General features: G+C 52.9%; 5 protein-coding genes. 2 read left to right on the top strand and 3 right to left on the bottom strand.

Going from position 1 to position 5,227, the window contains the following annotated elements; genetic code table 11:
• From holA to leuS, 3 genes are all read right to left on the bottom strand, one after another.
• The coding region (holA, locus tag ACP5D0_RS09895) for a DNA polymerase III subunit delta (RefSeq protein ID WP_472365617.1) at positions 1 to 839 on the bottom strand (839 nt) is incomplete at its 3' end.
• Between the two features lie 22 nt (positions 840 to 861).
• Entirely contained in the window at positions 862 to 1,416 is a 555-nt protein-coding gene (locus tag ACP5D0_RS09890; RefSeq protein WP_472365616.1) for an LPS-assembly lipoprotein LptE, read from the bottom strand.
• Positions 1,416 to 4,061 carry a leucine--tRNA ligase gene (gene leuS, locus ACP5D0_RS09885; protein ID WP_472365615.1) on the bottom strand — a complete coding sequence of 882 codons (2,646 nt, stop codon included), beginning with the start codon at positions 4,059 to 4,061 and terminating at the stop codon, positions 1,416 to 1,418. Before leuS ends, ACP5D0_RS09890 begins: the two co-directional genes overlap by 1 nt.
• 71 nt (positions 4,062 to 4,132) lie before the next feature.
• On the opposite strand from leuS, the gene ACP5D0_RS09880 reads away from it, so the two are divergent.
• The gene (locus tag ACP5D0_RS09880) at positions 4,133 to 4,537 is read left to right on the top strand and encodes a zinc ribbon-containing protein (RefSeq protein WP_472365614.1); all 405 of its coding nucleotides are present in this window, start codon (positions 4,133 to 4,135) and stop codon (positions 4,535 to 4,537) included.
• A gap of 8 nt (positions 4,538 to 4,545) precedes the next feature.
• The coding region (locus ACP5D0_RS09875; RefSeq protein WP_472365613.1) for a GNAT family N-acetyltransferase at positions 4,546 to 5,227 on the top strand (682 nt) is incomplete at its 3' end.

The raw sequence follows: 5,227 nt of genomic DNA, 5'->3' as shown, positions 1-5,227 counted from the left end.
TGCTTAAACGCCTGCGACAAACTCATACTTTGCTGCTTTTGTGCCAAATCGATTAACTGGCGCAGTTCTTTGGCCAGCAACCACAGCACCACCGGCGCTTCCAGCCCTTCCTGACGCAGGCGCTGCAAAATCTGCAGCGCATACTGAGTGCGCCCGAACAACATGGCGCTGCTCAACGCAAACAGCTGATAATGTGCCTGATCGGCCACATTTTCGCTAATCGACTGCGCCGTCAGCCGGGTTCCGGCCGGAAAAAACAGTGCCAGCTTCTCGATTTCCTGATCCGCGGCCAACAGATTGCCTTCCACCCGTTCCGCCAGCAATCCAGCCGCTTCCGTTTCCAAGTCCAAACCCGCCGCACGTGCGCGGTCTTGACACCATTTCACCAGGCCTGGCCCTTCGATGGGTTTGGACTGCACCACCCAGCCGTTGGCGTCAATGGCTTGCACCCATTTGGATTTTAGCTGGCGTCCGTCGAGCTTTTCGCACAGCACCACCAGACAGATCTCCGGCGGCGCGTCGTGCATGGCGTTGGCCCATTCCTGAATAAAGGCGCCGCCGTCTTTGCCCGGTGCACCTTTGGGCATATCCAGTTCGATAATACGGCGCTCGGCAAACAGGCTGCCGGCCTGAGTGTCCATTTTCAAATCCGCCCATTTGAAATTGCCGTCCACCTCATAACGGTCGCGCTGCCAATATTCCTGTGCTTTCAAATGCTCACGCAGCGCATCCAGTGAGCGGCGAATATACAACGGCTCTTCGCCGTAAATCAGCGTAATCGGTTTGATGTCAAAATTCGGGGCTTGCAGCTGCTTTAAAAAAGCCGGTGCCATTATCATAGGCCGAATCCCTTTCTATTAATCATTTTGCCGGTTCGGCTCGCGCACCATTAATGCGGTCGATAATCTGGGCCGCGATGTCGGTCGCCATTTCTTGCTGAATGGCTCGTAACTCACGATTCGAGGCCAAGGCGGCCGCATTATCAATACGACGATCCCGATAGGCGCTCACTTGTGAATCCAACAACAACGCTTCCGTCGCCACATTTTCCACCCGAATGGGCTGAGTCACTTTAATCAACTGCGAGGACGCATCGCCTTGCCCACTGATACTGGTATCGGATATCTGGGTTTGGGTCGGCGCAAAACGCAACACAATTTCCGCTTGACCAATGGCCTCCACCACCTTGACATCGGAAGCCTGCAACTGCAAACGCAAGGCGCGCAGAATCTCCGCCTGAACCCCTTGCGTCTGCTCCAGCTGAATGGATTTAAATCCCGCTATGGCATTCGGCTCAGTGCCTTTCAGATGAAACCCGCAAGCCGTCAAGCTCAAAGCCAAACCGATGACGGCCAGCCAGTGCCAAAACGGCCAGGCCTGGGAAAATCGCGCAAACACCGTGTTCGGCGCAGCCATCAGCCTTTCACCACCAGGTTCACCAAGCGACCCGGCACCACGATTTCTTTCACAATCTCTTTACCTTCGATGAATTTTTGCACCTGCTCGTTGGCTTTGGCCGCGGCGAGAATCGTGTCTTTGTCGGCACCCGCCGCCACTTCCACTTTGCCGCGCAATTTACCGTTGACCTGAATGATCAGTTCCATTTCATCTTTCACCAACGCCGCTTTATCCACTTTTGGCCAGGCCTGGGTCAACACCAAATCGTCATGCTCGGAGGCGTTCGTCAAGGCCTCCCACAAGGCTTGCGAAATGTGCGGCGTCATCGGCGACAACATCAACACCAGCGTTTGCAGTGCCTCCTGCATCACCGAACGCCCGGCGTCGGAATCGTCACTGAAACGACTCAACTCGTTCACCAACTCCATCATCGCCGCAATGGCGGTATTGAAATGCATACGCCGCCCCATGTCGTCGGACACTTTTTGCAAGGTTTCATGCAACTTCAAACGCAAGGCCTTCTGCGCTTTATCCAGCCCCTCATTATCCGCACTGGCGGCCACAACACCTTGTTCAACATGGCCTTGCACCAAACGCCACACCCGGTTCAGAAAGCGATGCGCCCCTTCCACCGCCGAATCCGACCATTCCAACGTCTGTTCCGGTGGCGAAGCGAACATAATGTACAATCGCAAGGTATCGGCTCCGTATTGGTCAATCAGCACCTGCGGATCAATGCCGTTGTTTTTCGACTTGGACATCTTAATCACACCGCCGTACTGCACTTCCGTACCGTCGCGCTTCAAACGCCCTTTTATCACCGCGCCCTTATCGTCCTTGACCGGCTCGACATCCAGCGGTGAATACCAGGTTTGTTTGCCTTTTTCGTCTTGGCTGAACCAGCTTTCCGCCAACACCATGCCTTGTGTCAACAGATTTTTAAACGGTTCGTCGGACGACACCAATCCTTCGTCACGCATCAGCTTATGGAAAAAACGCGCGTACAACAGATGCAGAATCGCATGCTCGATACCGCCGATGTATTGATCCACCGGCAACCAATGGTCGGCCGCTTGTTTATCCAACATCGCATCGCCAGTGGCACGCGAGGTATAGCGTGCGTGATACCAAGACGATTCGAAGAAGGTATCAAAGGTATCGGTTTCCCGCTTCGCCGGGCCACCGCATTGCGGACACTCGCAGCGTTTAAAGCTGTCGAGTTTCGCCAAGGGCGAACCGGAGCCGTCCGGCACAATGTCTTCCGGCAAACGCACCGGTAAATCTTTTTCCGGCACTGGCAAAGCGCCACAGGCCGGGCAATAAATCACCGGAATCGGACAGCCCCAGTAACGCTGACGGGAAATCCCCCAGTCGCGCAAACGGAAATTGGTTTGTTTTTCACCCAAGCCCAGTTCACTCAAGGCTTTCGCCATTTCATGCAAGGCTTGTTTGGATTTCAAACCGTCGAATGGCCCGGAATTGATCAACACACCTTTCTCGGTGTAAGCCGCTTCGGAGACATCCGGGGCTTCGTCCGCTGTCGGTGCGATGACGGCTTTCATCGGCAAATCGTACGCTTTAGCGAATTCATAATCACGCTGATCATGCGCCGGCACCGACATCACCGCGCCGGTTCCATAGCCCATTAGCACAAAGTTGGCCGCCCAAACCGGCAGTTCTTCGCCGGTCATCGGGTGCTTGACGCGGATGCCGGTATCGACGCCTTTTTTCGCCATCGTTTCCATGTCCGCTTCGGCGGTGGAAATATGCGAGCATTCTTCAATAAAGCGTTCCAGCGGTTCGTTGTTCAACGAGGCTTTACGCGCCCACGGATGGTCGGCCGCGACCGCCACATAGGTGACGCCCATCAAGGTATCCGGACGAGTGGTGTAGACTTTCAGATTACCGTTGGACGCATCCAAACCGGACGCCACCGGGAATTCGATTTCCAACCCGGTGGATTTACCGATCCAATTCTTCTGCATGGTTTTGACCTGCTCCGGCCAACCCTCCAACTGATCTAAATCCTGCAACAATTCTTCGGCATAATCGGTGATCCGCAGGAACCATTGCGCAATTTCCTTGCGCTCCACCGGCGCACCGGAACGCCAGCCTTTACCGTCGATAACCTGTTCGTTGGCCAACACCGTCTGATCGATCGGATCCCAGTTCACCACCGACAGTTTGCGATACACCAGTCCTTTCGACATCAAGCGAGTGAACAACCATTGTTCCCAACGGTAATATTCCGGATGACAGGTGGCGATTTCACGGCTCCAATCATAGCCCAACCCCAGCGATTTCAACTGATTGCGCATATAGTCAATGTTCTGATACGTCCATTTGGCCGGTGCCACCTGATGATCCATGGCGGCATTTTCCGCCGGCAAACCAAACGCATCCCAGCCCATTGGCTGCAAGACATTTTTGCCCTGCATACGCTGAAAGCGCGACACCACATCACCGATGGTATAGTTACGGACATGCCCCATGTGCAGCTTACCGCTCGGGTAAGGGAACATGGAAAGACAGTAGAATTTTTCACGGCTGTCGTCTTCCGTGGCGGTGAAAACACCCTGCTCTTGCCAGACCTTCTGGATGGCCGTTTCAAGTGTTTGCGGTTGGTAATCGTTTGTCGGTTCAGACCTGGATTCTGTTGTCATGTCACGCGTTCTTTTTGGTATGATTGAAAGTTGAATAAGCCCATAATTATAACAAATAAGCGAGTCAAAACATGAGTGAAGCCAATAAAAGTGACCCCAACAACCCCCCCAAGGAAAATAAATTACTGGCCGCCTACAGCCATCTACTGGAACAAGCCAAGGAATCCCTGATTCGAGCCGACATGAAAAGTTGGGATCTGCTGGGCAAGGCGGTGGAACAGGTGCAGGAAAAAGAATCGGTGCTGGAACAACTCAGCGAAAAACAACTGGAACAGGTGCGAGAAGACGTTAAAAACGACCTCTTCCAAGTGGCCGAATACCTAAATGACTTTGGTCAAGGCGTGGAAGAATTCATTGAAATGGATCTACCGGTGGTGGAGAATTATCTGCAAGAAAAAGCCCTTAGCCTTGCCGACCCAACCGACTTAATGGTGTTGCGCCTGCGCCTCAGCGCCGCCATGAGCGAAAAATCATAGACAAAAGCATGAAAACACTCACACAACTCATGACACAACAAAACTGGCCTAAAATCCGCCAACAGCTTCGCGCCACCCCTGTCAACAGCCTAACCGCTGAAGAAGCTTACGCCTTGGGTTTAAGCGCACTTTACGGAACACCAAAAGAGCTGGAATTGGCCACACAATCACTGCAACATGCGGCACACTTAGCGCGTAATATTAAGACCAACAACCTTCTCGCAGAGATTTACCTAAACACAATACATGCGTACCATATTGCTGAACAATGGGATAAAGCCTACGATACAGCAAAGCTTGCCATCCAAAAAACAATACAGAACACTGAAAACTTCAAGGCATTCAGTGAGGCCATCAAAACCTACAACCCAAAATGGCAAGCCCCACTTCAAAGCCAGCGTCTGACTCTCATTCGACTGGGGAAAAAACACTTTTCTGACCTACTAAGCATTCGCAAAAACACCGCTTTTCAACAACGCTACAATCGCTTTAAAGACAGCGACCAAGACCGTATAATAAAGGATCTGGAACGCTCCGAACGCCCCCCACTTGTGAGCGGTAAGATCGAATGGCTCATTCAACGACATCAGCAAACCATTGGGATCGCCGGGCTGGTTGATTTAGACCCCAACAACAAAAGGGCCGAGTTGCAAATCGGGTTCACAGGTGACAAACCACCAGGTCTGGCGC

This window comes from Hydrogenovibrio sp. (genome assembly GCF_049975065.1).
Classification (GTDB): domain Bacteria; phylum Pseudomonadota; class Gammaproteobacteria; order Thiomicrospirales; family Thiomicrospiraceae; genus Hydrogenovibrio.
This window is presented reverse-complemented; position numbering and strand designations above follow the sequence as displayed.

Coding starts and splice junctions, on each gene's coding strand:
- leuS (WP_472365615.1), bottom strand. CDS start 4,061: ATGACAACAGAATCCAGGTCTGAACCGACAAACGATTACCAACCGCAA.
- ACP5D0_RS09880 (WP_472365614.1), top strand. CDS start 4,133: ATGAGTGAAGCCAATAAAAGTGACCCCAACAACCCCCCCAAGGAAAAT.
- ACP5D0_RS09890 (WP_472365616.1), bottom strand. CDS start 1,416: ATGGCTGCGCCGAACACGGTGTTTGCGCGATTTTCCCAGGCCTGGCCG.